Source organism: Novosphingobium sp. UBA1939 (assembly GCF_002336885.1).
Taxonomy (GTDB): Bacteria; Pseudomonadota; Alphaproteobacteria; order Sphingomonadales; family Sphingomonadaceae; genus Novosphingobium.
This window is the reverse complement of record NZ_DDFB01000074.1, coordinates 69218-96189: the sequence shown is the minus strand read 5'-3', so window position 1 is coordinate 96189 and position 26972 is coordinate 69218. Positions and strand designations below refer to the sequence as shown.

At 62.2% G+C, this 26972-nt stretch carries 24 protein-coding genes and 2 pseudogenes; 9 read left to right on the top strand and 17 right to left on the bottom strand.

Annotation, left to right across the window (positions count from 1 at the left end; genetic code table 11):
• The first annotated feature begins 58 nt into the window (after positions 1 to 58).
• From B3547_RS10715 to hxsC, 3 genes are read left to right on the top strand one after another with little or no spacing between them, the layout of a single operon-like run.
• Entirely contained in the window at positions 59 to 277 is a 219-nt protein-coding gene (locus tag B3547_RS10715) for a hypothetical protein (protein ID WP_136958196.1), read from the top strand.
• Positions 270 to 1736, top strand: a complete 1467-nt coding sequence (gene hxsB, locus B3547_RS10710) for a His-Xaa-Ser system radical SAM maturase HxsB (RefSeq protein WP_136958195.1) — start codon at positions 270 to 272, stop codon at positions 1734 to 1736. The genes B3547_RS10715 and hxsB overlap by 8 nt, the downstream gene beginning before the upstream one ends.
• Positions 1733 to 2911, top strand: a complete 1179-nt coding sequence (gene hxsC / locus B3547_RS10705) for a His-Xaa-Ser system radical SAM maturase HxsC (protein WP_136958194.1) — start codon at positions 1733 to 1735, stop codon at positions 2909 to 2911. Before hxsB ends, hxsC begins: the two co-directional genes overlap by 4 nt.
• 853 nt (positions 2912 to 3764) lie before the next feature.
• Here hxsC and B3547_RS10700 read toward each other — a convergent pair.
• Positions 3765 to 4484: a superoxide dismutase gene (locus B3547_RS10700; RefSeq protein WP_136958193.1), complete on the bottom strand. Its 720-nt coding sequence runs from the start codon at positions 4482 to 4484 to the stop codon at positions 3765 to 3767.
• A 27-nt stretch (positions 4485 to 4511) separates the two neighbouring features.
• The gene (gene chrA / locus B3547_RS10695; protein ID WP_136958192.1) at positions 4512 to 5816 is read right to left on the bottom strand and encodes a chromate efflux transporter; all 1305 of its coding nucleotides are present in this window, start codon (positions 5814 to 5816) and stop codon (positions 4512 to 4514) included.
• 176 nt (positions 5817 to 5992) lie between these two features.
• Between chrA and B3547_RS10690 the strand changes: the two genes are divergently transcribed.
• Positions 5993 to 7078: a DMT family transporter gene (locus tag B3547_RS10690; protein ID WP_292962934.1), complete on the top strand. Its 1086-nt coding sequence runs from the start codon at positions 5993 to 5995 to the stop codon at positions 7076 to 7078.
• 614 nt (positions 7079 to 7692) lie between these two features.
• Here the strand turns inward: B3547_RS10690 and B3547_RS10685 are convergent.
• The 8 genes from B3547_RS10685 to B3547_RS10650 all read right to left on the bottom strand — a co-directional run bounded on the left by B3547_RS10685 (position 7693) and on the right by B3547_RS10650 (position 14617).
• Positions 7693 to 8139, bottom strand: coding sequence for a hypothetical protein (locus tag B3547_RS10685; RefSeq protein ID WP_136958191.1), 447 nt, complete (start codon positions 8137 to 8139; stop codon positions 7693 to 7695).
• Positions 8139 to 8639, bottom strand: coding sequence for a hypothetical protein (locus B3547_RS10680; RefSeq protein ID WP_136958190.1), 501 nt, complete (start codon positions 8637 to 8639; stop codon positions 8139 to 8141). Before B3547_RS10680 ends, B3547_RS10685 begins: the two co-directional genes overlap by 1 nt.
• Positions 8630 to 9412 carry a hypothetical protein gene (locus B3547_RS10675; RefSeq protein ID WP_292962931.1) on the bottom strand — a complete coding sequence of 261 codons (783 nt, stop codon included), beginning with the start codon at positions 9410 to 9412 and terminating at the stop codon, positions 8630 to 8632. Before B3547_RS10675 ends, B3547_RS10680 begins: the two co-directional genes overlap by 10 nt.
• 170 nt (positions 9413 to 9582) lie before the next feature.
• Positions 9583 to 10575 carry a hypothetical protein gene (locus B3547_RS10670; protein WP_292962929.1) on the bottom strand — a complete coding sequence of 331 codons (993 nt, stop codon included), beginning with the start codon at positions 10573 to 10575 and terminating at the stop codon, positions 9583 to 9585.
• Positions 10576 to 10649: 74 nt separating this feature from the next.
• Positions 10650 to 11216: a hypothetical protein gene (locus B3547_RS10665; RefSeq protein WP_292962926.1), complete on the bottom strand. Its 567-nt coding sequence runs from the start codon at positions 11214 to 11216 to the stop codon at positions 10650 to 10652.
• A 71-nt stretch (positions 11217 to 11287) separates the two neighbouring features.
• A complete protein-coding gene (locus tag B3547_RS10660) occupies positions 11288 to 11776 on the bottom strand; it encodes a hypothetical protein (RefSeq protein ID WP_292962925.1) in 489 nt (162 codons plus the stop codon).
• A gap of 36 nt (positions 11777 to 11812) precedes the next feature.
• A complete protein-coding gene (locus B3547_RS10655; protein WP_292962924.1) occupies positions 11813 to 13648 on the bottom strand; it encodes a hypothetical protein in 1836 nt (611 codons plus the stop codon).
• Between the two features lie 501 nt (positions 13649 to 14149).
• A complete protein-coding gene (locus tag B3547_RS10650) occupies positions 14150 to 14617 on the bottom strand; it encodes a DUF3617 domain-containing protein (protein ID WP_292962923.1) in 468 nt (155 codons plus the stop codon).
• Between the two features lie 135 nt (positions 14618 to 14752).
• Here B3547_RS10650 and B3547_RS10645 point away from each other — a divergent pair, with 135 nt between their 5' ends.
• The 3 genes and pseudogenes from B3547_RS10645 to B3547_RS10635 form a co-directional block, all read left to right on the top strand.
• A complete protein-coding gene (locus tag B3547_RS10645; protein ID WP_136954833.1) occupies positions 14753 to 15394 on the top strand; it encodes a LuxR C-terminal-related transcriptional regulator in 642 nt (213 codons plus the stop codon).
• A 90-nt stretch (positions 15395 to 15484) separates the two neighbouring features.
• Complete coding sequence (locus tag B3547_RS10640) at positions 15485 to 17374, top strand: sensor histidine kinase (protein WP_292962917.1); 1890 nt, start codon at positions 15485 to 15487, stop codon at positions 17372 to 17374.
• 36 nt (positions 17375 to 17410) lie between these two features.
• A pseudogene (locus B3547_RS10635) lies at positions 17411 to 17641 on the top strand (transposase); the annotation flags it as partial.
• Between the two features lie 78 nt (positions 17642 to 17719).
• Here the strand turns inward: B3547_RS10635 and B3547_RS10630 are convergent.
• The 7 genes and pseudogenes from B3547_RS10630 to B3547_RS10600 form a co-directional block, all read right to left on the bottom strand.
• On the bottom strand, positions 17720 to 18073 hold the full coding sequence (locus B3547_RS10630; protein WP_292962914.1) for a hypothetical protein: 354 nt from the start codon (positions 18071 to 18073) through the stop codon (positions 17720 to 17722).
• 78 nt (positions 18074 to 18151) lie between these two features.
• The gene (locus tag B3547_RS10625; RefSeq protein WP_292962911.1) at positions 18152 to 18367 is read right to left on the bottom strand and encodes a hypothetical protein; all 216 of its coding nucleotides are present in this window, start codon (positions 18365 to 18367) and stop codon (positions 18152 to 18154) included.
• 300 nt (positions 18368 to 18667) lie between these two features.
• On the bottom strand, positions 18668 to 19702 hold the full coding sequence (locus B3547_RS10620) for an IS110 family transposase (RefSeq protein WP_292962908.1): 1035 nt from the start codon (positions 19700 to 19702) through the stop codon (positions 18668 to 18670).
• Between the two features lie 104 nt (positions 19703 to 19806).
• Positions 19807 to 20043, bottom strand: a pseudogene (locus B3547_RS10615) (IS66 family transposase); the annotation flags it as partial.
• Positions 20044 to 20807: 764 nt separating this feature from the next.
• Entirely contained in the window at positions 20808 to 21392 is a 585-nt protein-coding gene (locus B3547_RS10610) for a DUF305 domain-containing protein (protein ID WP_292962905.1), read from the bottom strand.
• 98 nt (positions 21393 to 21490) lie between these two features.
• On the bottom strand, positions 21491 to 21877 hold the full coding sequence (cueR, locus tag B3547_RS10605) for a Cu(I)-responsive transcriptional regulator (RefSeq protein WP_292962902.1): 387 nt from the start codon (positions 21875 to 21877) through the stop codon (positions 21491 to 21493).
• A complete protein-coding gene (locus B3547_RS10600) occupies positions 21874 to 24204 on the bottom strand; it encodes a heavy metal translocating P-type ATPase (protein ID WP_292962899.1) in 2331 nt (776 codons plus the stop codon). Before B3547_RS10600 ends, cueR begins: the two co-directional genes overlap by 4 nt.
• A 304-nt stretch (positions 24205 to 24508) precedes the next feature.
• Here B3547_RS10600 and B3547_RS10595 point away from each other — a divergent pair, with 304 nt between their 5' ends.
• Together B3547_RS10595 and B3547_RS10590 are read left to right on the top strand one after the other, a co-directional pair.
• The gene (locus B3547_RS10595; RefSeq protein WP_292962896.1) at positions 24509 to 25513 is read left to right on the top strand and encodes an HWE histidine kinase domain-containing protein; all 1005 of its coding nucleotides are present in this window, start codon (positions 24509 to 24511) and stop codon (positions 25511 to 25513) included.
• Positions 25514 to 25661: 148 nt separating this feature from the next.
• A complete protein-coding gene (locus B3547_RS10590; RefSeq protein WP_292962893.1) occupies positions 25662 to 26696 on the top strand; it encodes an IS110 family transposase in 1035 nt (344 codons plus the stop codon).
• The last annotated feature ends 276 nt before the right edge of the window (positions 26697 to 26972 follow it).

Sequence of the window (26972 nt, the reverse complement as noted above, 5' to 3'; positions counted from 1 at the left end):
TGAGCTCTGTGCTACCGCCTACTCTATTGAGGCTGTGCATCGGGCTGCTTATGCGCTGATGGCCTCCGTCGATGTTCGCATTGTTGCCGTTGATCCGGCAATCATTTGCGAACTGCGCGTTCTGAAAAGTGACCTCGGTCCTGGCGCTGCTGAGCTCGCGTTCTCGCGGGAAGTTACAGATCAGGAACTGCGTATCGTGATTGAGCAGAAGACGGGAAGCTACCGTGATTTGATCCTCGGCCTTGCCTTTTCAAAGACGGGCTTGCAGGGTGACTAAGTTCAAGGAAATTTCCGCTTTCGACAGGTCTTCCAATTCTGCTTATACCATGCTGCCTTGGCGTTTCACGGCACTGGCGGATAATGGACGCTACGTTGCGACCAACCTCGCAGGCGAACATCTTGTTCTCGACCGAGATACGGTTCGCGCTTTTGCACGCCAGCAACTTGCCCCTGCTAATCCTGCCTATAACGAACTGAAAGCCCGCCATTTCCTTATCGACAGCGACACCAATATCGGGGTCGATCTATTGGCGCTCAAACTTCGGACGAAGCTGGCTCCGCTCGCCAATTTCACGGCGCTCCATATTTTCGTCGTCACGTTGCGCTGCGAGCACAGTTGTCCCTACTGCCAAGTTTCACGGGCGAACAACGACCGCGGCGAGTTTGATATGTCCCGGGAGACGGCATTCAAAGCCCTCGATCTTGTCTTCCGTTCTCCATCTCCGGCATTGAAGATCGAATTTCAGGGCGGAGAGTCGCTGCTCAACCTGTCTTTAATTCAGTATATCGTTGCCGAGGCAAAGCGCCGCAATGAAATCGCACAGAGAGAACTCGCGTTCGTTGTCGCCACCAATTTGGCGGTCCTGACGGAGGAGGCCCTGGCCTTCTTCAAGGAGGAAGGCATTCTCGTCTCCACCTCGCTGGATGGACCGGCCGATCTTCACAATGCAAACCGACCGCGGCCGGGGCGCGACTCGCATCAGCGCGCGGTTGACGGTATCCAGAAAGTAAGGGGCGTTCTCGGGCACTACAATGTCGGTGCCTTGATGACCACGACCTCCGCCAGCCTGGGCCGGGTAAAGGAGATCATCGACGAGTACCTGCGGCTTGACTTCGGAGGAATCTTCCTCCGCCCCCTGTCACCTTATGGCTTTGCCATCAAGACCAGGTCCTACGCTGCCTACAGTCGCGAACGCTGGCTGCAATTCTATTTTGAAGGGCTCGACTACATTATCGAGTTGAACCGGCAGGGTTTTGATTTCATTGAGCATTATGCGGCGATGGTGCTCAAGAAGATGCTGACTCCGCTGCAGACAAGCTATGTCGATCTGATGAGTCCCGCTGGAATTGGCATCGCGGCCATCGTCTACAACTACGATGGAACCGTATATGCCTCGGACGAGAGCCGCATGCTCGCCGAAATGGGCGACCAGACATTTGCTTTGGGCAACGTCCACAAGGATTCCTTCGAGGACATCATGCTTGGCGATGCCCTGCTCGAGCCATTGACTCAATCATTTGCGGGATCGGTGCCGGGCTGCTCATCATGCGCATTCGAACCGTGGTGTGGAGCGGATCCCGTGTTCCATCACGCTACGCAAGGCGATGTCATCGGCAAGAAGCCGCTCTCAGCCTTTTGCACCCGAAATATGGCGCTCTTTCGTGGCCTCATTATTCGCATGGAGGGAAGTGAAGAGATCCGGGCCTTGTTTGAAAAGTGGGCCAACCGCGTATGATCCCCCTGCGTGCCCGTGCTTTGGAATTCAATGGCGCAGGCCTGGCACTGGACGTAGGCGTACTGCGTGTTTCGCGCATCCCGCATAGACCCGCTTCGATCAAGGCGCAGGAAGTTTACGTGGCTGGTGACGGCGATATTCCGGACGGCTTTGCCTGGTACATCGTGCATTCTGCGGCCGACTTTGACCGACTTCCAGCTGGTGCGGCGAGCGTCGCGGCACCTGACCAGGCCAAATTTCTTGGCCAAGGTGATGTTATTGCCGTCGATCCGCGCCGCAAAGCCGTCCGTGTGCATTACCGGCGCAGTTCGCCCTACAATCACTTTCTCCTGACGGAGCGTTGCAACAACTATTGCCTGATGTGCTCGCAACCTCCGCGAGACGTGGATGATGCCTGGGTTGCGCAGGAGGTATTGCGAGCGATCCCGCTCGTCGATCGGGACGCTGCCGAGATCGGTTTCACCGGTGGAGAGCCGACCTTGCTCGGGGAACGCTTTCTGGAGCTGGTACAGGCTGCGGCCGCACACCTTCCTCGCACCGCCTTGCACATTCTTTCCAACGGCCGCCGTTTTGCAGATGGCCGATTGGCGGCGCGCCTGGGTGCCATTGGCCATCACGACCTGATGATGGGCATCCCGGTATATGCGGATCTTGCGCACGTGCATGACCACGTGGTCCAGGCTGACGGCGCCTTCGACGAAACCATCAGGGGTATCCTGGCGCTCAAGGCGAGCCGGGTCCGTGTCGAAATCCGTGTGGTGCTCCTGGCACAAACGGTCAAGCGGTTGCCCGAACTGGCGCGGTTCATCGCGCGCAATCTTCTTTTCGTAGACCACGTGGCTCTGATGGGTTTGGAGCCGACCGGCTTTGCTCGAGCGAACATGGCCAGCATTTGGGCAGATCCAATTGACTATGCAGACCAGCTTGAAGAAGCGGTCCGCGTCCTTTCAAACGCCGGAATTCGGACCTCAGTCTATAACAGCCAGCTCTGCGTATTACCCGCCAGCGTACGCCCGTTTGCACGTCGGTCAATCAGCGACTGGAAGCAAACCTATCTGCCAGTGTGTGCGACGTGTGAAGTTCGGAATGACTGCGCTGGTTTTTTTGCCAGTGTCACTTACGCCAGAAGCCGGGGCATCAAGCCCCTCGTCTCCACACCAGCGGCCTATCCTTAACCGCCTCTATAGGAGACGTTGCAGCGACTGGAGGCTGACCACGAAACCGCTCCTTCGTACATCTTCTGGTGATAGGCGGCCAACGGCGGCCGACAGTGCGGCCCTATGCATCGCCGATCGGTGGCAATGGCGGGGCTTGCAGACATTCGCCGAAGCGGCAATCATCAGTGCGACCCCAAGAATTGGTTCAGGCGATGAGTATGATACGGTCAGCTATCTTGGGCGTTTTGGTGGTCGCGTTTGTCAGCGTCGCGCAACCCTCGGCCGCTGCCGTCAGGCGAGTATTGCTGTCCGTGAACGGACTGACCCTGCCCCATGACAAGGACATCTACGCTTTTCACATCGATACATTTGGCGTCCAGTTTGTAGCCGTATGTAGTGTTCCAATGGGCTGGGAACTCAGGTCCGAAAAATACGAAGGTCAAGAAGGATACATATCAGGCAAAGCAGATCTGCACGCGAGCCGTCTCCGGTTCACCAGAATGTATCTTGTCGATGTATATGATTATCAGGAGCGGAGCCGGAATAACGGGCGTCCTGCTTCGTTCAGTGGTTGGGTTCAGATTGGAAGTCGCGAGCGGTTTGGAGACTGGCATGGGCGCGAGGTAGCGCTCAGGCCAAGCAATTTTCATCTGACGAATGCAAGTCGATGCCCCGTTCCGCCGCCGCCTTTGCCCTGACGCGCACCACGTTGTTGTGCTGGAAAGTCCGCAAAGTTGGCGTGACCGGATAGGCCGATTATGACGCAGGGATGGCGATAGCCGCCTCCTGCACGCCGGTGCAACGGGTTGGTGATTGCCGCTCCTGAAACCGCCAAATGTGATGCCTCTCATCGCGCTCCCCTGTTCCCGTTTCAGCCTCGCGTGGCAGCCTTGTAGCGAGCATCGACCACGGCCCAATCGATGTTGTGCATGAAAGCCTCGACATATTTGGCCGCCGCCGCGCCATAATCGATGGCGAAGGCATGTTCATACATGTCGAGCACCAGCAGCGGCGTGCCGGTCACCGGGCCATTGGTGTGATCCCAAGCCCAGTAATTGTGCAGCGACTTCGTGTACTGGTTCCACGCCAGAATGCACCAGCCTGATCCACCCGCCAGCGCCATGGCGGTACGACGGAACTCGGCCTCCCAAGCCTCGAAACTGCCGTGGCTTTTGGCCACAGCCTCGCGGACAGCGCCCTTGGCCACGCCATCTCCGCCGAGCTGTTCGAAGTAGAGTTCGTGGAGGATGACCGAGCCGGTGCGGTGCAATTCCTCGCGTTTGAGATCGCCATAGATGACCGGCGGCAGATCCTTGTCAGCCATCGCGGCGGCAAGGCGGCTCTCGACCATGTTGAGCGCCTTGACCGAGCCCTGATAGTTGTTTTCCCAATGCGAGCGGATCAGCTTTTCCGAAAGGCCGGTGAGCTTGGTGGCGTCAAAACCCAGCGGCTTGGGCGTGTGGCTGCCAGAGAAGGCAGGTGCTGCAGCGGCAGGCGCTGCAGTTTGCGCGCCGGCCTCGATCGGCACTACGGCGGCAGCGGCACCAAGGGCGATTGCGCTCAATGCATTGCGGCGGGAAATATCGGACATGTGTGCACTCCTGTTCGGGGGGATGCGTCAAGGAAGGAAAGACAGCAGCCAGCCACTGATCGCGGCCAGGCCCAGAACGCGTATGACGTTCCATTTGCGCGAGATGATCAGCCAAGCAGAAGCGGCCGCAATAGCCCCCGCGCGCCAGTCGAAACTGGACAGCACCGGAAGGCTGAGGCTACCCCAGACCGGGCGCAGGTCATGGAACAACACCTGTAGCGCGAACCAGGCCGACAGGTTGGCGATCACCCCGACAATGGCTGAGGTGACCAGCGCCAGCGCGCCTTTCAAGGCCTGCGCGCGCTCAAGTCGCTCGATCCATGGCGCCAACGCGAAAACCCACAGGAAGCAGGGCGCAAAGGTCACCCATGTGGTCAACCCGGCACCCAGCAGACCCGCCACCAGCGGCGTGAAAGGCGCCGGTGCGCGGAATGCTGCCAGATAGCCCACGAACTGCGTAACCATGATCAGCGGCCCCGGCGTGGTTTCGGCCAGCCCCAGACCATCGGCCATCTCGGCGGCGGAAAGCCAGTGCTGCGCACTGACCGCCTGCTGCGCCATATAGGCCAGCACGGCATAGGCCCCGCCGAAGGTGACCACCGCCAGCTTGGAGAAAAACACGCCCACGCGCCACAGCACATGATCACGCCCTAGCAGGGCAAACACCGCCACCATCGGCGCGGCCCACACTGCCATGCCGATCAACACAGCCTTCACGCTGTGGCCCCAGGGGCGCGGCGAGGTTGGCAGGGGCTCGCCGCCTGCCTTCAACCCCAGCAGCGCCGGGCGCCAGTGTGCCACCAGCCAGCCCACCAGTCCCGCGCCGATCACCACCAGCGGAAAGGGCACGTTGAACAGGAACAGCGCCAGAAACGAAACGACCGCCGCGCCTTTGCGGAAGTCTGTGCCCAGCGCCCGCGCTGCCAAACGCAGCACCGCCTGCACCACGATGGCCAGAACCGCCGCCTTGATGCCGAGGAACAGCGCAGCAAACCACGCCAGATGCGCCGCCGCACCATAGAGCATTGAAAGCGCCAGAATGACAGCCGCGCCCGGAATGACAAACAGCAGCCCCGCCGCCAGTCCGCCGCGAATACCGTGGAGTTTCCAGCCAATCCAGATCGCCAGTTGCTGCGCTTCTGGCCCGGGCAACAGGTGGCAGAAATTCAAAGCGTGGAGATATTGCTCCTCGCTGATCCAGCCGCGTTCCTCGACCAGTTCGCGATACATCAAGGCGATCTGCCCTGCCGGCCCGCCAAAGCTGAGGCAGCCAATGCGGGCGGATACGCGCACCAGTTCGGCAAAATCAGGATGGGAAGAAGAGGTCGTCATCTATACGCCTATCACCTTTCCGCCCGCACAATGCAGGCCGGAGAAGGCAACACTTGGGCTGACGCCTGGCCGGGAGGTTGCTTTATCCCGGTGCTTCCTCCTCTAGTGCAGCAAACAGATCACGGCAAGTATCTTGATAGATTTGATGGCAAGATCGCAGCATCAGTATTGCCGACATGGCCCCGGCGCTGTGCTACATCGACGCCATGTCCCGTTTCAAGCTCTCCTCCGCTCCCGCCATTGCCTTGACGTCTGCTGCGCTGTTTGGCGCCAGCACGCCCTTTGCCAAGCTGATGCTCGGCGACGGGCTGGATGCATGGATGTTGGCGGGGTTGCTCTATCTCGGCTCCGGGTTGGGACTGGCTGCTGTCTGGATGCTCCGCAAGGACAGGCAGGACGAAGTCCGTCTGGTGCGCAAGGATTGGGGCTGGATGGGGCTGGTCGTACTGGCGGGCGGAGTCGCCGGGCCGGTGCTGTTGATGATCGGGCTTGCATCCACGCCTGCCTCAACGGCGGCGCTGCTGCTCAATGTGGAAGGGCTGGCCACGATGGGCATCGCCTGGCTGGTGCTGCGCGAGCATGTCGACCGGCGGTTGCTGGTCGGCGCGCTGGCGATTCTGACGGGGGCGCTCATCTTATCGTGGAGGGGCGGTGCCGGAAGCATTGGCTGGAGCTCCCTCGCCATTGTGGGCGCCTGCATCGCGTGGGGTATCGACAACAACCTCACCCGCAAACTTTCGGGATCGGATCCGGTGCAGATCGCCATGGTTAAGGGGCTTGCTGCAGGCAGCGGCAACCTGACGCTGGGCCTTGCCAGCGGCGCGCATCTGCCGGGGCTGACGACGCTAGCCTGCGCGGGACTGGTCGGCTTTCTGGGCTATGGGGTCAGCCTCGTGCTTTTCGTGCTGGCCCTGCGCCATTTGGGTTCGGCGCGCACCGGGGCCTATTTCTCCTCAGCGCCCTTCATCGGGGCGTTGATCGCCATTGGGCTGCTGGGAGACCCCGTAACCTTGCGCCTGATCGCGGCCGCCATGCTGATGATCATCGGCCTTTACCTGCATCTCGCGGAAAGCCACGACCACAGCCATGTCCATGAACCTCTCGAGCACGCCCATGCCCATGTGCATGACGAGCACCATCGCCATGAGCACGCCTCCGACGCCCCACCTGGCGAACCGCACAGCCATGCTCACGTCCATGTGCGCCTAGTCCATGCCCATCCGCACTATCCCGATCTTCATCACCGTCACGGTCATGGATGAACGCGCGCTTCAAAGTCGTGTCCTGAAAGACGGGTTTTTGCGAGGCGATGGCGATAGCCGACGCCTGCACGCCGGTGCTCGAACCGGTGATTGCCGCCTTAATAGCGGCCGTTCAGGGAACCAGGCTGGAGCGTCGGAACCAGTCGTTCATTCACCGTCGTGGCGGGGCGCCTGAATGAAGAGGGGTGGGATAAAGCCGTCGTTTGCCAACCCGCGTATGAACGCCAAGTTACGCCGGGACCTGCCATTTGTGGGGCGCAGTGCATACGGCAAACACATCGGTCTATCGCGGGCAGGTGGGCTGGGGCGTATCGCTGGCGCGTCGCATGGACACGGACGATCCCTCCGTTGTGACAGCAAGCGCGCCCTACGCAAGCGGAAGCATGTTTACCGGCCGTGTCGGGGTGGCTGGGGAGTTCTGATCACCGGCGGCATGCTTTCAATCCACAAAGGATGGCCCCTTGATTGTTGTCCATCCTTCACACTTTGCTGTCAGTGTCTTACTGGCCAAAAAGTCTGACCGATACTCGGATGCAATGACCACGCCGCAAGCAAAACTATACTGCAAACGCTGCCGTTCCAGCCTGAGTCGAGTATGTGAGCGCGATTTTTGCTCAACTGGGTGACTGCCGATCTCTTCGAACAAGAATGACAGCAGCGAGCACGCCGACGACGACGCTCACCAACCAAGGATCGAACACAATTGCGAAAACCACCACACGGTTTGCGGAAAGCAGGTGCTCGCTGCCTTGGGCATCGCGCATGATGCAATAACTGCGCCGCGGGCCGCGCGTCCTGGTAAGGCCCGGGAGGCGATAGTCGTCGCTTTGCCAATGCCTGACTTCGGCGGCTGCGGCGCAGGCTGGGCGAAGATAGCGCTCTGCGAGGCCGAATGACACGATGTGGCCAGCCGCAACGACAAGGGCGAATGCAGTTAAAGGCTTCAAGAGCCTGCGCAGTTTCAGGCGAACCTGCTGCGCATCATGTGGGTTGAAGCCATCTCCGTTCGTCATTCCATTGGCCTTTCCTGGTGTGAAAGTGCGCTCAAGGCTGGGCTTCATTACTCCGCCGCAAGCCCAAGCAGCTTGCCGTCCGGCCCCGGACAGGCGCCAAGCCAGACATGGCGTGTGCGGCTGATTTCCTCGCCCGACTGGCCCACGACATGCAGGCGGGTAACTTCGCCATAGGCCACGAGCGGCTCACTCACCCGCCTGCCGCCATCGAGCGACACGGTGCGGATCACGGTCTTGCTGCCCTGTCGGCATACTTCGCGGGCGCCCGTCACGGCTGCGGACGGTCCGCGCGGCGCAATCGGTTCGAGCGGTTCGCAACCCATCTCGCGCGAGCCGGAGGTCAGCGCAGCCATCGCGAACCAGGTCTGTTCGGCAAGGCAGGCTTCGGTGCGGCTTGCCGGATCTTCCCCGTCATCGTTCAGAGCAACGACACTCCACAGGCCGGGCCGCACCGGCACCTCATCGTGGCCGTTTTCAGCGTGCCGACCCTTCGCCGTGCAGGCGCAAGCGGCGAAGAGGGCGAGCAGTGGCCAGCGGGCTATTCCCACGGGTCCACCCCTTTCGGACCTTCGACATCGACTTCGACAACCATGTCCGCAAACACGAAATGGGTCGCATCGAAGTTGTTCTTGCCGCGCGCGCGACAGTGGACGACATTGGCGCGGGCGTAGACATCGAGTTCGTGCAGACCGCTGTAATCATCAGCTTGCGGCAGGGGCTGGCCCGGATAGACCCAGACATTCTCCCTGATGTTGGCCGGGCACCCGCCCGACATTGTGGGCGAGAACATGCGAACCCGCGTGAACCGGAACTGATCCTTCAGGCGCCGCGAGGTGAGGTGATAGGTTGTCTGCCCGACCGACCATTTGCCGCCCACTTCCTCGCCGGTTGGCGCGGTATGTTCGAACTTGTCGTGGATCTTCGTCGTGCTCACCCACTTGGCTGGAAGATCCTTCGACGCGGGCCAGCTGACGCACATCACTGTGCAGCGGACCGTGGTGAACGGGAGGATCTTGTCGGCGGGCACAGGCACGATCTCGGCGACGAACCGCCCGGTGGTGTTGCGCAATGTCGTGTCGCCGACGATCACGGTCAGTTCGGCTTTTCCCGAACGGGCGTAGAGATCGGCTGGCAGATGCGCGATCAGCCTGCCGTCAAGCTGCGCCTGCGGCGCGATCAGGACCCTCAGGTTATCCAGCGGCAGATAGAGCTGCACGCGTACACGCGGGCCGCTCTCCCTGATGGCTTCGTGGCGAATGTCGAGATTGATGCCGGTGCGGTACTCTGGGAAAGTTCCGTTGTTGATGAGCAGCCCCTTCAAGTCTTGCTGGCTGCCCTGATCGAGCGCCGGAGCGGTCTGGACGGGGGGTCTTTCCAACGCGCGTCGGGGGCAGGCTGGGCAGATGCAGTGTTGGACGCGGTCATGGCCAGAAATGCCAGACCGGCAAGGCGAGCGGTGGAAGCGGCTGGATAGCGCATGGATCGTCTCCCTCAGCGAACCGGCTTCAGCCCGGCAGGGCCTTCGACGGTGATGCGCAGATCGCGGAAGCAGGACAGGAAAGCGTCGTCCTCGGGAATCAGCAGATTGCGTGACCGATGGGTGTGCCACATGGCGCGGTCGATCACGATATCGTCGCCATCCCAGCGCGCATCGTAGCGGCCATAGAGGTAACGGCCTCCCGCGCCTCCATAGGCAGCGCCATCGCCAGTATCCTGCCGACAGAAGCCGACCGAGAAGGACGTCGCGGCAAAGCCACTGGCCAGGAAGTTCAGCACGATCCGGTCGGTGTAGCCGGTCTTCACCGAATCCCCGACATTCACGCCCGAAAACCTGAGGCCACCATCTTCAATCGTCATCGTCAGCGAAGTGTTGCTTTGCCAGCGGACAGATTTTTGAGGGATGCCGGCAAAGTCGATCACCTGTTCCTCGCGCGCGGCCAGGAAGCGCGCGGTCATCGGCGTGGAGATAAGCTTGCCGCTCTTCAGGCGAACCGTAAGGCCCACGCCCTGAAGATCAGGTTCGCCGCGCAGGCCCTGGGGAAAGTAGACCTTGATCTGGCGGTTGTTCCAGCTTTCGACACGCAGTTCCGGGCGGGTCTTGAACGGCCCGGTCAGAAATACACCGCCGGGCACATCGCCAAAGCCGTTGCCGGTGATAGTGTAGAAGGCCGGGATGTCGGCCGTGCTGGGGGTGAAAGTCACCTTGGCGATGGTCCGGCCATTGATCGTGGTGACGCAATCCTCGCAGATCGGCCCCGGCACCGGCCCCATGCCGCGCAGGGCGGCAGCTTCTTCGCGCAGCGGCTGGCGACTGTCGGGCCGATCCGGGCGCACCCGGCGGACGCTTGGGGCAAGGCTTGGCGGGATCGCGGTGGAGGTAGCGGGTGCGCGCCTGGCAAGCGGCCCTACCTGCGCGGCGGCGGTGAGCGGTTCGACCAGGGCGAGGCTGGCAAGGACGAGGCTGAGGGTGGTTGGTCGTCTCATGGGGGTTTCCTTCTGACGGAAAGCTGGATGGCTGCATGGCAGGTTCGGGCGCGAGGACCGCAGGAAACTGCCCGTCATGGGACGGGGTTTCCGTTGCTGTCGAATACCTCTTCGGTGACCGCGCCCACGCGGTGGTAGCCTGTGCCATCGAAGGTGAAGCGCAGCGTGATCTGGAAGTGGTTTGCCCCCAGCCTGCCCAGATAGGGGCACGCGACTATGGCCTGCCCGGAAGGTTCCAGGCCAAGGTCACCCAGGAACGGCCCCTTGTCGGTGAACAGGCCAGTCACCCCGCGTCGGGTAAGCGCGCGCAGGCCATCCTGTCTGATCGATGCCCCTGATGGGCAGGCCGCGCCCAGTTCGCCCACCACCATGACCCACGTGCTAGACCGCGCTTCCCGGCGAATGGCGAATTCGAGGAATGCTGCGCCTGCTGGCAATGGCGCCCCTTGAGCTGCACAGTACCATGAGCGCCCGGCAGGGCCTTGCGCGCCCTCTTCGGAGATCAACGGGAAGCATCCGGCCAAGCGGCCGACAGACGTCCCCCGATAGTCGTCGCTGCGCGCCATCGCCCGGTTCACCTGCGCCGCGGTGGGAAAGCGGGGCGCGGCCAGCGCTGGCTGCCCCGCCGTGAGAGCAGTCAAGCCGAGCGCGCCCGCAATCACGGTGTCAAGGGCAAGGCGCAATCGCCGTGTAGGCAGGTGCGTGGTTCCGCTCATCGTCCGGCACCTGCGGGGTCCGGCTTCACCTTGATGCGCAGCAGATCGTCCAGCACCCGGCGCAGTCCAACCCGTGTGTTGCGCGACATCGCAATGCCGTGCGTTCCGGTCCTTGAAGTTCGGACCAGGGCGCAAAGGCGGGCATCGGCCCGTGGCATGGAGGGTCGCACCGGAGCCGTGACCGCATCGAACCCGCTCGCATCCATCCGCGCAGAAAGCGCTCGCACCTCCTGCGGTTCGATCCGGCCCGTCGAAACGCGCCCGGCCACGCGCGCCACGACAGTTCCCGCAGTGGACACGGTGATATCACGTTCGAGCGGAACCAGCCCGCCCGTGCACGATGCGCGGATGGTGATTGGTTGCGATGTATCCGGTGGTAGCAGGCGCGCCGCAGTGACGGCCCCGACAGCATTGGTCAGGATCAGGCAGATCGCCGCAAGGGAGATTGAAGAAGCCATGTCTCTTGCCTCTTTCAGGATCGGCATGGCCCGGGACAGTGTGCGCTGCCCCGGGCCATCCCGTTACCAGCCGAAGGTGATCCCGGCGCGCCCGCCCGCCGATCCCCGGATTGTCGATCCGGCAAAGCCTCCGCTGACCCAGACATGGTCGTTCACCCGCGCGACCACGGCACCGGAAAAGCCCTGTTCGCCGCGATAGGTAGCGAGATTGAACGAGATGGCGACGCTTTGCCCTTCGGGCAGGAACGCGTTGCCGATGGCCATGGCGGCGGCGATCCCGCCATTGGCTTGGCGGGCTTGGCGTTCGAGAGCGGTCGTGCGCGAATCGATGCCGTCGACACGGCCCGCCAGAGCATCGACCCGGTTAGAGATGCCCGTCGTCTGCGCAGCCAGCGTGGCCAGCTGGCCCTGAAGGTTGACGATGTCCTGCGGGCCGACCGACGATCGGGTAACGCGCCCCTGCGCATCCACCTCGGTGAACTTTGGCGGCGCAGGCGGGCCTTCGCCACCACGGGCGAGCCCGGCGAACGTGTAGGTCGAACGGGAATTGCCCAGCGCCACCTCGTTTTCACGGCTTGCCTGCGCGCCATTGCCGATCGCCACGCTGCCCGCCAGGCCTGCCTCGGCACCGTTGCCGATGGCGATGGATGAATCTCCGGCATTGGCCTGGTTGCCGATGGCGACCCCGCCAGCGCCGCTTGCAGTGGAAGCATTGCCAAGCGCCACGGCTCCATCGCCGGTCGCGGTATTGTCCTTGCCAATGGCGACCGCGCCGGTTCCCGTGGCAAGGTTCGGATCGCCGATCGCGACTGCACCATTGCCCGCGGCGACATTGCCCGCGCCGATCGACACGGCCTTGCCCTCGGTTGCCTGCGCGCCTTCGCCTATGGCCACTGCGGCGTCGCTGTCGGCCACTGCACCCGATCCGATCGCCAAGGCATTGCGCCCGGTTGCGCGGGGCCGGACCGACCCTTCGCCCGAGTTGACCGCGATGTAATCCGTGCGCGAAAGCGCATTGTTGATCTGCTGCTGGGCGGCGATGGCGGTGATATAGAAATTCGCCTGCAGGGCATTGAGCTGGCCCAGATTGACGGCATCGGTTTCGGCAAGCCCGGCGGACACGTTCGTCAGGCGGCGCTCGTTGCCGATGGTGCCGAAGGAGACGGTGCCTTCCTCGTTGGCCACCGAACCGGCCCCAATGGCGACCGAATTGGCGGTAGTGACCAGCGCGCCATGCCCTAGCGCCGTGCCGCGCGTGGCCTCGACAGTCGCGCCGGTGCCGACCGCCGTTGCATAGTTCACGATCGGGAGCGTGTTCCCGGCAGCGTCATAGCGGCCAGATGCAGCGGCATAATTGCCGAGCACGAGATTGTTGTCGCCATTGGAGGTGGACGATGCACCGATCACGACATTCCCGGCCGGCTCATTTTCGGGCAGGCGGACAGGCAACTGTCCCGTTCCATCGCCCGCGTTGACGGCGGCCGAAACGCCGATGGCAATCGAGTTCGCCTTGGCGGTGAAGCTTTCTGACCCGATGGTTACGCTGCGATCCGCGGTGAAGGCACTGTTAAGCCCGGTCGCCAACGCGGAATTGGTGCCCCTGCTGTTGATAAGCGTGGTCCCTGCGCCACGGACAATCACGCCATTGCCGATGGCAAGGCCACCATCGGCGGCAACGGTGGCACCGCGGCCCAGCGCGACGGCATTATTGGCGCTGACCAGCGCAAAGGCGCCGATCGCCGTGCTGTTCTGGAAGGTGTTGAACAGGTCGGGCACACCCACAAGCGCACCGCCGCCCAGCGCCACATTGCTGAGGCCCGATGCGCGGGCCAGATAGCCGACGGATACGCTGCCGATCGGACCGGCGGCCGGCTGTATGATGACCGGTCCGGCTGCCATGGTAGAGCTTGCAACGGAGAACGCGCCCAGTGCGACGCTGCCCGGCGTCGAGCCCATCGCAAAAGTGCCAGTGCCCAGTGCGACCCCATGCCGATTCTGTATAACGGAGAACGAGCCGACTGCCGTGCCCTGCGTCGAATTGGGATCGATAATCGCACCAACGCCAACGGCGGTTGCGCCCTCCGCCAACGCGGTGGAACTGCTACCGCATTCGGTAGCCGCTTGCACAACGGCGCCATCATTGCACTGTGGCGTGGCATCGGCGTAGGCGGCGGTGGCAGCGCCAAGCGACAGCGCAGCAACCAGGGCTGCCTTGCTTGCGCCGCGCAAAAGAGACTCGTGTGTCATCGTACAATCCTCGATCAATTGAAGTTCGGTTTGGACGCGACCCGGCGAAGGCCAGCCCGCCCTTGGCGGTCGGCCCGGAGCGGCCCCGCTCGTTGCGCCGGGGTCCGCAGTTTTCAGGAAAGGATCAGCGCAGAGGCGCTGCTCTCGCGAAGGTCAGCAGTCGCCTTTACGCACGCCTTCGGTGGTCATCGTTCCCATCGCGCCGCTGGTCATGGTCGTGGTCGAACTGTCGCCGCGATAATCGGTCGAAACAGACATCTTTATGCCGCTGCAGGTCATGCCGAAGGCTATGGTCGAACCGTTGATCCTGACATCGTTCAGCGTGCAGGAATCTTTCGCCGCCTGTTCCTCAAGCGCCTTGCGGATCTGTTCGTCGCTGCCGTTGACAGTGCGATCGGCCTCTTCCTTCGAGATGCAGCGGCTTTCCTGCGGGCCTGCCACCTTTGCCCGGTCCGATGTCGTCTGCCACAGGCCGGGGTTCAGTCTTGGCCGCGTGGTGCCACCGGCCATTGCCGCGGCGGGACTCGCGCTGTCCGCCTTGGTTTGCTCAGGTTCCGGGGCGGAGCCGCACGCCGTCGCCAGCATCACGCAGGTTGCCATCAGGCAGGATCGGAAAGTCATGCTTGTCGCCTCTTTTGGGTGCTGCATGACGTTTGCTAAAACAGTTCCGGTAGGGTGTATCTCACCCGAACTGGGTAGCGTGATTTGTGACAAACCACACTATAAGCCACAGGTTCGTGCAAACAGGGGCACAGCATGATCCGAATCACCATTGTGGAAGATGATCCTGTGACTTTGGGACGCATTGAACACAGTCTTGTCGGTCTGGAGGACATGACCGTCGTCGGCACTGCCGCCAATGTTGCGCAGAGCCACCCGCTGATCGCGGCAGGCGGCTATGACGTGTTGCTGTGCGACCTTGGCCTTCCCGATGGCAGCGGCATCGATGTGATCCGCGCCAGCAGCACCGTCAATCCTGAAGCAGACATCATCGTCATCACCGTATTTGCCGAACAGGCCAAAGTGCTGAACAGCATCAAGGCAGGCGCGCGCGGCTACCTGCTCAAGGACGAAAATCTCGATGGCTGTTCCGAGCGAATCCGTGAAGTGCGCGCTGGTGGCTCTCCCATCAGCCCGATCATCGCCCGGCAATTGCTGCGCCAGCTGGCCCCGGCCACAGCGTCCGACGGACCCGAGGTTGCCCTGACTCCGCGCGAGACGGAAGTGCTCAACATGCTGGCCCGTGGCTTTTCCTATGGCGAGATCGCCGACATGCTGCATCTCTCGGCGCAGACCATCGCCACCCACGTCAAGAACCTGTACCGCAAGCTTGAGGTACGATCCCGGTCCGAAGCCGTGTTCGAAGCCAGTTCGCGTGGCATAATTTCGCTCTACTGATCCGGTATCGCCGCGTTGACTCTCTTGCCGCCCGCATTCCCTTCGGCCACCGCCATGCCACGGCTACTGGCGCGATTGTCGGCGTTTCTCGTGGCCATTGGCTTCTGGATCGTCGCCACCGCCGTCCTGCCTCCTGCCGTGCAGGCCGCGCAGCCGGAGAGCACGGTGGTGCATCTGTCAGACAGAGCCGCCGTATCCGTGCCGGCAGGTGATTACCTCTACAGCGATGCGCAGCAGCCTCCCACGGAAGGCTGGCAGCGCGCCAGCGTGCCCTTGCTCGATCTCTATGCCGCGCCGCGCAACCCCCAACCACGCGTTATGTGGGTGCGCTTTTATCTGGACACAGACTTGCCGGGCCCATCTCGCGCCGCGTCGGCCAGTGCCGTCCCGATCGCCTGGACCGCCGCCTACATGAGCGAGCGCTTCCGCTTCTTCATCAACGGGAGGGAGGTTTTCCGCAACTACGCCGACCCGGCGGACCTTCCGATGTCGACCTTCAAGCCGCAACTGGTAGGGCTGCCGGCGGCCTTGATCCGCCCTGGCCGCAATGAAATCGCGATCCGGCTCGAATCCGCAAAGATCTACACGCTCGGTGTCAGCCGCATGGAAATCGGCCCGGAAACAGCGATCCGCAAAATTTACAACTGGCGCTACATCACCCAGTTCCAGGGTGTGCTCGTCTCCAATTCCATGCTGGGTATCCTCGCCCTCTTTGCGATCCTGCTGTGGTTGCGGCGTCGGCAGGACACCACGCTGGGCTGGCTGGCGCTGCTCGGCAGTCTTTGGTTCATCCGTAACCTGCGCTACTACTATGAAGCGCCGCCGGTTCCGATCGACCTATACTGGCATGTGCAGATCAACATCATCTTCGCGATGATGGCGGTATTCTACTGCTTTGCAGCCCGCTTTCTGGACATCCGCAACCGGCAGCTGTGGACCATCGTGTCGCTTGGCATCGCGGCGACCGCGATCGTCAGCCAGCTGGTACTGACCAGCCTGGGCGTGGGCGATGTCTTCAGCCACCTGCTCGTCATTCCGCTGTCGATCGCCATCCTCGTCGTGTTCGGTCGGGCCGCTCTGGTGAATCGCAAGCCCGAGAATATCGCGATGTTCACCGCTGCGGCGATGGGCATTGCCTCGGCGATCCACGATTTCGGTCTCGGCATGAAGGCGTGGCAGGGCGTGCATTTCGCGCTGCTTCCCTATGCGGGCGTGATGATCTTCCTGGTCTTTGCCTTTGCGCTGGGCCGACGTCTGATCGATGCACTGGGCACGGTCGAGAACCTCAACGTCATCCTCGAAGAGCGGGTGGCCGTCGCCAGCGCCGAACTGGAGCGCAATCAAAAACAGATCCGCGAACTCGAAGTCGCCGTGGCGCTGGAACAGGAGCGCGAGCGGATCATGCGCGAGATGCATGACAGCGTCGGCGCCAACCTGATCTCCGCACTTGCTGTTGCCGAACATGGCGATGCATCCCGCCGCACAGTCGCCACGCTCAAGCGTTCACTCACCGACCTCAGGATCGCGGTCGATTCGCTCGAACAGGTCGATGGCGATATCACCCTGCTGCTGGCCAGTTTCCGCTATCGCATGGAGCCGGAACTGCGCGCTGCGGGCTGGCGTTTTGACTGGCGGGTCGAGAACGTGCCTGCCCTTGAATGGCTGGATTCGGCCAACGCCCTGCACGTCCTGCGCATTCTTCAGGAGGCGCTGAGCAATGCACTCACCCATTCCGGGGGCAATGTCATTACCTTCACCTCGCGTCTGTCATTCCGTGAAGGGAGACCCGGTGTCGAAATCATTCTCGCTGATAACGGTGCGGGTCTTGATCGGTCCCTTGGTGCTGATGTAGCCCGACCGCGCGGGAAAGGTCACCATAACATGATGGTAAGGGCAAAGGCCCTGGGTGCTCAGTTAACCATCGTAAACGCAAAGGAGGACGGGACACAGGTTTCGCTCTGGCTCCCGCTATTCAGATGATGCAGCAAGACGCCTCCGGCGTACGAAACGTGTTTCCGCGCCAGCACGCTCGAATGTGACGCTTGCGCCATCAAGCCGAGCTGTTGCCCGACCCAGCCAGCGCGCAAGATCCTACGCTCTGTCCACGAGGGCGCCCGTGATCTTGCTCACGAGATTGTCGCAACCGACGCCTATCTGGTTTCGCGCCGTCAGCGCAAGAAGGTCGAAATGCTGTTCGCTCAACTCAAGCGCATCCTCAGAATAGATCGTCTGCGCACGCGAGGTCCAAAGTAGTCGTCCGGTGAATACCGCGTCGGTACTCACTAGCTGTTACGAAGGTTGATCTCGGTGAATCCCGATCGTGCCCTATGGGCAACGGAAGCCATAGACGCCAAAGATATCGCGCAATTGGCCTGCTTCGGCCTTCCATCGCACCGACCAGAGCGTTTGGCAGATCATTCCCCCTCGCTTGATATCTGCGGACCGATAGCCATCAGCCCCCTGCGGACTGACCTCGAAACCAAGACGGTCCAGCTCAGTTATGGCTTTCTCCTCGGAGGAGCCGAGGGGGAAGGCTGTCTCAACCCGACGATCGAACTCAGGTTCTGCATTACGAACATCCGACGGCAGCTTATCCGCAATTGGCGGCAGCGGTCGGTAGGGTGCGCTGCCACAGGCAGACAGAAATCCGAGTAACACAGAAGCTGTAAACTGCCTCATGACCCTCAGTCTACCGGAACACGCCATAGTGGGAATCTCGGGCGAGCCGCCGGTTAGCCATTGATCGCTCACGGACGGTCATGGGCTGACGGGGTAGTTCTCAGATAGACCAGCCTGGCCATGGCGTAGCGCCTGGCGAACCGCTGCCTCGATCTGGCAACGCAGATAATCTTCGCGATGCTCTTCGGGCGCTGACAGGCTACCCTTCACAATCTTATCGATCGTGTTCGCTTCCCACTCGGCATAGGTCCAATAGTTGCCATCCATCTCTGCATCATGGCTGCCTTGACGCATGTCCACAACCGGGCGTTTGCCGTCATTCCTTGAATGGCATCTGTGGACGCCCCTTCGGATGCAAGCAGTAAATTGGGGCATGTTGGCACGTAGTCGGATGCTGTCATCTGTCCGGCCTCGATGAGCAGCGCCATATGCTGCGGGCCAGTATGGGAGTTCGCGGACCGGATCCATTACAGCTTTGCGCGCTTGGCTAGCGCTCTGCCATTCCCTGGTTCTCCCGGCCCCGTCTCGCCGACCGTTGTGCCATACCCTCCTTCGACCGCCTACGTCCCCGACGCCTCTGGTTGCTGCCGCGGCTTACGCCGCGACCGCCGCCGGAGCCCTGTAATCTTCGTTATTAGTGAGCAGCGCCCAGACCATGCGCGCCATCTTGTTGGCTAGCGCGACCGAGACCAGCATGCGCGGCTTGCGTGCGAGCATCCGTTCCATCCATGAGCCTGCCGCCGCACCATACCGGCTTGCCTGTCTCACCATCGAACTGCCGCCGATGATGAGCAATCGTCTGATCGTGCGCTCACCCATCTTCGAGATGCTCCCGAGCCGCTGTTTGCCCCCGGTCGAGTGTTGCCGTGGGGCGAGGCCAAGCCAAGCGGCAAAGTCCCGGCCTTTGCGGAAGGTTTCGATCGGCGGCGCCAGCGCGATAATGGCTGTCGCGGCGATGGGACCAATCCCCGGGATGGTCATCAGACGGCGTGCGGCCTCATCCTCCTTGGCGCGTCGTGCGATCTCACGGTCGAGCACAGAGATCTGCTGATCGAGCTCGCCTAGCATATCGACCATCAGCTTGAAGATAGGCCTCGCCGCCTCCGGCAAAGTCGCCGCCATCTCCTCTTCCTCGAGAAGATCAGCCAGCATCGTCATGTGTGCAGTGCCGCGCGGTGCGACCCAGCCATATTCCGCCAGGTGCCCGCGGATCGCGTTGATCAACTGGGTGCGCTGACGAACCGCCAGATCGCGCGTGCGGAACACGAGCCCCGCAGCCTGCTGATCTTCGCTCTTCACTGCCACAAAGCGCATGCCAGGTCGTTGCGCGGCTTCGCAGATCGCCTCAGCGTCGATCGCATCATTCTTGTTCCGTTTCACGAACGGTTTCACATAGGCAGGCGGGATCAGCCGCACATCATGCCCCAGGGCCATAAGCTGGCGCGCCCAGTGATGGGCACCACCGCACGCCTCGAGTGCCACCACGCAGGCCGGCTGACCGGCGAAAAACTCGAGTAACTTGGCTCTCGTCAACTTGCGACTGAACACCAACGCGCCGCACTCATCGGCGCCATGCGCATGAAAAACGTTCTTGGCGATATCCAGACCGATTGTGGTAACCTGTGACACGGACGCCTCCTCAGTGGTGCTTCAACACCTCCACTTTGCCATAAAGGCCGTCGGGGGGCGTCCACCCCATCAGCTTGGTCGTAGCTGCCTAGGGATGGCTAAGATCTTCGGTCACGCGAGTAGTGGAACAGCGCCGCCGGCGGATCGGATCCGGCGAAGGGCCGATCATCGCGGACGTAGGTCCACAGCCGTGCCGTATCGATCTTCCCCTTGGCCATGACTGGCACCGTCGTATCGTCGCCGTGCAATCGCTCGGCGGCCAGCACATGGGCCTCGATCAGCCGGTAGAGCGGCATCAGCGCGAACGTTGCCGCGCCGACCTGATCGGCCAACGTCCTCAGTTACGGGCACCGCACCGCGACGGCTTTCGAACAGCGGGACGCCGCCGGCAGATAGCTCATGGGCTGCTTCCCGATTGGGAACCTCCAACGGGGCGACCAGGATCGATACAACAATGCGCAATATCCCCGCAGGGGCTTTCCCAAAACCTGTTCTCAATTGTGTTTTCCCGAAATAGCGCATCGGAGATGAAGAAACGGGACGGTTTGCTATCCTTGAGGGGCCGGCTTAAAGAATCCGTGGTGATCGACTTAACGGCAATGTGGAGCGGCTGCTGTCCGGCGGGTCGAGAGGATCGAACGGCGGGTTTTGTCGGATCCCGTTGTTCGCGTCACCAAAGGGGAACGGCGATACGTGGTCGGGTGCTTCCGGTTCGCCGGGCCGGGAATTGTCGCCTTAATAGCGGTCGTTTAACAGTTCTAAGATTGACGTCGGAACTTGTCGTCCGTTCAGGTAGGGCACGAACGCAGCGTTACACCGCTCCAACTTCGTCAACATCGTCATCCGGCCCGCCTCTGTTCCGGACGTCCGGGCCCCTTGGCCAAGGCATCGGAACCGGCCATACATTCATCTAGCTGCTGTACTGCTGAAAGACTTGGGCAGGTACACACCGCCATTCACGCCCCCGGTGTCGAACGGCAAGTTTCGGCAGAAAGCGACCTTCAGCACGTCGCACCGATTGACAACGATTTCAGGTGGTCTGACGCGGTAGCTCGGAACGCCAATGCATGGTTAGGCGCCGATATGGCGCCCGCAAAGTTCCGCCTTACGACACGGGCCGCAGCGTATCGATTCCGGTGCTCTTGTCTGTTTCTGGTTCAGGCGGCGCCTTCTTCAAGTCGCGGTAGGACGGCAGATCGGGCGCGTTCGCAGGCGTCGGCGCAGCTTCGAGCCGGGCAATTATCCGCTTCATCCGGGTGATCTCGCGCACCTGCGCGTCGATGATGCCATCGGCAAGCTTGCGGACTTCGCGATCCTTGATGTGAGCCCGCTCGCTGGTCATGATCGCGATGGAATGGTGAGGGATCATGGCCTTCATGTAGGATACGTCGTCGACGGTTTCCTGGCTCCGGACCAGCCAGAGCGCGAGTGCGAATACCACGGCGCTGCCGATTAGGATGCCGGTCTTGACCCGGACGTCGGGGTACATGCTCCACATGAAGCCAAGCATGATCACGGTCATTGCCGCGCCCATCACGACCGCCATCCAGGTCCGGGTCTGACTGAACTCGACGTGGCTCAACGCATAGGTGTTGAGGTACATCAGGCCGAACATGACAACAGTCGAAGTCGCGATCATCGCGGCGCACCGGCCGAAGCCCATTTTCATGCCGCCCTGCTGGTCATCCATCGCCGGTCCTTTCACATTGTTGCGGGCACAACGATAGAACCCGACCGGCAGCGATAAGTTTCGGACGGACAACACAGATCGGCGATCCGCCTTGGCCTTCAATCCTCAAGCCTGTCGAGGATCGGGCAGTCGGGTCGTTCGCCGCCGGCGCATTCCCTGGCAAGATCAAGCAGGGTCCTGCGCATGTCTTCCAGTGCGCGAGCCTTGCGTCCCAGTTCCTCGGCGCGGGCCATGGCCAGTGCCTTGACCTCGCCGCTGGCGCGGTTGCGGTCGGACCAAAGCGCCAATAGCGAACCGATCTCCTCGATGCCAAAACCGAGATCGCGCGCGTTGGCGATGAAGTGCAACCGGTGAACGTCGGCATCGCTATAATCGCGGTAGCCGCTGTCCCGCCGCGCCGCCGGCGGAATCAGGCCGATCATTTCGTAATGGCGGATCATGCGTTCCGACACCCCGCTGGCGCGTGCTGCGGCACCGATGTTCATAGCGCCTGCCGGTTCAGCCGCAGGGCATTGGTGACGACGCTGACCGAAGACAGAGCCATCGCGGCGGCGGCTATCATCGGCGAGAGCAGGATGCCGAACAGCGGATAGAGCAGGCCTGCCGCAACCGGCACGCCGGCCGCGTTGTAGATGAAGGCGAACAGCAGGTTCTGGCGGATGTTCGACATCGTTGCCTGGCTCAGGCGCCGGGCGCGCACGATGCCGGTCAGATCGCCCTTGAGCAGGGTTACACCTGCGCTTTCGATAGCGACGTCGGTGCCCGATCCCATGGCGATGCCAACGTCTGCAGCGGCGAGCGCCGGGGCATCGTTGACCCCGTCGCCGGCCATGGCGACGACGCGGCCTTCCGCCTTGAGCCGCGCGACCACAGCACTTTTCTGATCTGGCAGGACATCGGCCTCCACTTCTTCGATGCCCAGCCTGCGGGCGACGGCTTCGGCGGTCGTGCGATTGTCGCCTGTCAGCATGACGACACGGATGCCTTCGCGACGCAGGCCTTCGAGCGCTTCGGGGGTGGTCGGCTTGACCGGATCGGCGATGGCGATGGCGCCGCCGGCCTGCCCATCGATTTCGACGAAGATCGCGGTCGCGCCTTCGCGTCGCAGGTCATCGGCAGCCGCTGAAAGTTGCGCCGTATCGATGCCTTGTTCCGTCAGGAACCGGGCATTGCCAAGGACGATCTTCTTCCCCTCGACGATGCCCAACGCGCCACGGCCGGTGGGCGAGTCAAACCCGTTTACGGCGGACAGTGCTATGTTGCGAGCCTTGGCGGCCTCGACGATCGCGAGCGCCAGAGGGTGCTCCGAGGACTGCTCTACGGCCGCAGCCAGGCGAAGCACATCGTCTTCGCCGGACCCTGCCGCCGGCACGATCGCGGTGACTGCCGGATGGCCCTCGGTGAGGGTCCCGGTCTTGTCCACAACGAGAGTGTCGACCTTTTCCATGTACTCGAGCGCCTCGGCGTTCTTGATCAGCACACCGAGCCGCGCGCCGCGTCCGACGCCGACCATGATCGACATCGGCGTGGCGAGCCCAAGCGCACAGGGGCAGGCAATGATCAGCACTGCCACGCCTGCGACGAGGCCATAGGCGAAGCGCGGTTCCGGACCCCAGATGCTCCACCCGGCGAAGGCCAGGACAGCGACGGCGATCACCACGGGGACGAACCAGCCGGAAACCTGGTCTGCCATGCGCTGGATCGGCGCGCGCGTCCGCTGAGCTTCGGCCACCATCTGGACGATACGGGCGAGCATCGTGTCGCGCCCGACCTTGGTGGCGGTGATGACGAGCGCGCCGGTCTGGTTGAGCGTGCCGCCGATCACCGCATCGCCCCGTGCCTTGGTGACCGGCATGGACTCGCCGGTGACCATCGACTCGTCGAGCGACGACCGCCCGTCCTCGACGCTGCCATCGACCGGCACCTTCTCGCCAGGGCGTACGCGCAGCCGGTCGCCGACGTTCACGGCTTCCAGGCCGATTTCTTCCTCGGCGCCGTTGGCCAGCAGACGGCGAGCGGTTTTCGGCGCCAGACCGAGCAGCGCCTTGATGGCGCCCGATGTACGTTCGCGGGCGCGCAGTTCGAGTACCTGGCCGAGCAGAACCAGAACAGTGATGACTGCCGCGGCCTCGAAGTAGACCGCGACGCTGCCATCGGCATTGCGGAAGGCGGGTGGGAACAGCGCGGGAGCGAGCGCGCCCACCATGCTGTAAGCCCAAGCCACGCCGGTGCCCATCGCGATCAGCGTGAACATATTGAGGTGGCGGGACTTCAGCGAAGCCCACCCGCGCTCGAAGAACGGCCAGCCCGCCCAAAGCACGACCGGCGTTGCCAATACCAGCTGGATCCATGCCGATAGCCGCATCGGCAGAAGGTGGTGGATCGCCGGGAACAGGTGTCCTCCCATTTCCAACAGGAAAACCGGCAGGGCAAGCAAGAGACCGATCCAGAACCGCCGGCCCATGTCCGCCAGTTCGGGGCTTGGCCCATGATCGAGCGATACCGTCTCCGGCTCCAGTGCCATCCCGCAGATCGGGCAGGCGCCTGGATGGTCCTGCCGGACTTCGGGGTGCATCGGGCAGGTCCAGATCGTCCCTTCCGGGGCATCGACCGGTGCCGCAGGTTTCAGACAGAGCTCGGGATCGGCCACGAACTTCACCCGGCACTTGTCGCTGCAAAAGTGCCACTCATGGCCGGCGTGCATCGCATGGTGCGGGGTCTTCGCCGGATCGACCGTCATCCCGCAAACGGGATCCTTGACCTGTGCCGGCGCTGCTTCGCCATGCTGATGATTGTGCTCGCAATGCGCCATGCTTCACCTGTTTGCTCTATGAAGCCCCCGTCTGTGGACCTTGACACAATGTCAGGGTCAAGCGGATTTTGCTCGCTCGGAGTTCCCGGTTCCCGCTCCGCCGCCGCGCCCGTGATGCCCGCCGTGCACGAAGAGATGCATCAGCGGCAAGTGAGAACCAGCGCGTCGGACAGAAGGCCGAGTGCGTGCTGCCAGTCGTTTTCGCGGGCAGACCGACTCAATCGCCTATTAAAGCTGAGGAAAGCGGGAACCCGCATTTCGCTCTAAAGTTGAAAGGGTGGTGCGTGAATGTCAGGCGGGGAACGTGAATACAGACGATCTTTATCGAATTCTGCGAACGGGCCATGCGCAGGCGCAGGGCATTGTCGATACTATTGCCGACCCGTTGCTTGTGCTCGATCAAGCGCTCTGTGTGCAGGCGGCCAGCCGTTCATTTTTCGCCAGGTTCCGCGTCGATCGTTTCGACACCATCGGAAAGATGGTGTTCGACCTTGGCAATGGTCAATGGGACATACCGGAACTCCGGCGCTTGCTTTTGGAGGTGGTGCCCAAGGCCGTTGCAATCGTCAATTTCGAGGTACAGCACGATTTCCCCCACCTTGGCCCCCGAACCATGATGCTGACGGCGCGGAAGTTGTACCAGCCTGATGGTGGGGGGCACTCGATCCTACTCACGATCGTCGATGTTACAGAGTTGCAAGAGCGCGATGCTGCCAAGGACTTGCTATTCGGTGAACTGCGGCATCGCATGAAGAACCTGTTAGGCGTAATCCAGGCATTGGCGCGGCAAACTACAACCCAAGGCCGGACCGCAGAACAGTATCGCGATGACCTTATCGGGCGATTGAGCGCACTCCTCGCAGCGGAAAACCATGCTTTTGACGAGCAACAGAGCACCGACCTAAAGGAACTGATAGAGCATCTTCTGGCTCCATATTGCACCGAAATGAGAGCAGTGACGATAGATGCCGGGCATGCTGTCGAACTTATGCCCCGGCAGGTCACGGCGCTCTCGATGGTCTTGCATGAGTTGGCGACAAACGCGGCCAAATACGGGGCGTTATCGGTCGTGGATGGCCGGGTTCGGATCGGCTGGCGCCTGAACGATGGAGGCGACAATCTGACAATCACCTGGTCGGAAAGTGGCGGACCGCCCGTGGCCCAGCCCTCGGCAAAAGGCTTTGGGACAAGGCTGATCCAGACGACGGTGGAGTACGGCCTACGAGGACAACTGGAACTGGATTACGCCGACGACGGTTTGCACAGCAAGATCGTCATTCCGCTCGGGAGTGCTGCTCCCCGAGATTGAGATTTCCCCGACAATAGGGCTTTTCAGCCTCGCTCTGGAATGCCGTGAATTGGCCGGCAGCCGCCGCAAAAGCTGATGGGGTGGACGCCCCCCGACGGCATCGATGTGCCAAAGTGGAGGTGTTGAACACCACTTGAGGGAGGCGTCCGTGTCGCAGGTTATCACAATCGGGTTGGATATCGCCAAGAGTTCGTTCCACGCGCATGGGGCCGATGAACGCGGTGAGGCGGTCTTCAGCCGCAAGCTGAGCCGGGGCAAGCTGCTCGACTTCTTCGCCACGCAACCGGCCTGCCTCGTCGCGATGGAGGCATGCGGCGGCGCGCATCACTGGGCGCGCGAGTTGACGCAGTTCGGCCATGAGGTGCGACTTATCCCGCCCGCCTACGTCAAACCGTTCGTGAAGCGACATAAGAACGATGCGGTCGATGCAGAGGCTATTTGCGAGGCAGCGCGGCGACCGGGCATGCGCTTCGTTGCGATAAAGACGGAGGAGCAGCAGGCTGCCGGTATGGTCTTCCGGACCCGCGACCTACTGGTCCGGCAGCGCACTCAGCTCATCAATGCATTGTGGGGTCATCTTGCCGAATATGGCTGGGTAGCTCCGCGCGGCAAGGCTCAGATGACGATTTTGGCGGACTTGCTCGACGAGGATGAAATGGCTTCGTCATTGCCCGAGGCGGCACGCGCCATGTTCCGGATCATGACCGATATGCTGGCCGAACTTAGCGATCGGATCGCCGACCTGGACAAGGAAATCGCACGTCGCGCCCGCGAGGATGAGGTTGCCCGCCGGCTGATGACGATCCCTGGCATCGGGCCGATCGCTGCTACCGCGATCGTGGCGCTGGCGCCTCATGCTGCCACGTTCAGCAAGGGTCGCGACTTTGCCGCGTGGCTGGGCCTCGCTCCGCTCCAACACTCGACGGGAGGCAAGCAGAAGCTCGGCCGCATCTCGAAAATGGGGGAGCGAACGATCAGGCGGCTTCTCATCATCGGCGGTAGCGCGGTCGTGAGGCAGGCTACGATACATGGCGCGGGGCCAGGCTCGTGGCTGGAAGGGATGCTAGCGCGTAAGCCTCGGATGCTCGTCTCGGTGGCGCTCGCGAACAAGATGGCGCGCATCGCTTGGGCGCTGATGACCAGGAAAGAAGATTACAAAGCTCCGGTCGTCGTTGCAGCGTAGGGCTGCGACGAAGGCCAGAGGTCGTCGGGAGACGTAGGCGGTCGAAGGAGGGTATGGCACAACAGTCGGTAAGACGGGGTCGGAAAACCAGAGAATGGCGTAGCGCTAACCAAGCGCGCAAAGCCGATGTGGATCCGGTCCGCGAACTCCCATACTGGCCCGCAGCCATAGGCTGCATCAGAGGCCGGACAGACGAGAGCACCTGACTACGTGCCGAACCTCATTTACCGCTTGCTTCTTTAGGGGCGTCCACAGACGCCGTTCGGTACGTGATCC